Source organism: Bartonella sp. MR168JLCBS (genome assembly GCF_042194175.1).
Genome location: NZ_JBHIMP010000416.1, coordinates 320 through 676 on the forward strand (window position 1 = coordinate 320; position 357 = coordinate 676).

Annotated in this window: 1 pseudogene; it reads left to right on the forward strand. The window is 42.9% G+C overall.

What is annotated here, in order from left to right:
• Positions 1-357 (forward strand): annotated as a pseudogene (locus ACFIK8_RS11700) (MFS transporter); the annotation flags it as partial.

The following is a 357-nucleotide window of genomic DNA, read 5'->3' on the forward strand; positions in this document are numbered from 1 at the left end:
ACTTCGTGCTTTTGCTGAATTATCAATTCTTGGCTTCGTTTTGGTCTGTGTTTTGCAGTTATTTGTTACGGATTTGCGGTCTGCACTGATCATTCGTTTTTTTGCTGGTGTCGCTGCGGCGCCATTGGCTTCATTAGCGCTTCTTTATATGATGGAGGCTTTTGCACCAGCAAAGAAGTTCACCATTGGGCTTAGTTTGAATTATATGAATGCAGCTTTAGCGACGCCTTTATCACGTTTGATTTCGCCTGATTTGCTGGAAAATGGTGGATTTTCAAGTCTTTCAGCACTGGAAATGGGATTGGTTCTCATCAGTTTGGGATGTATCTATGCTCTTCCATTGACCCCTGTTGTACG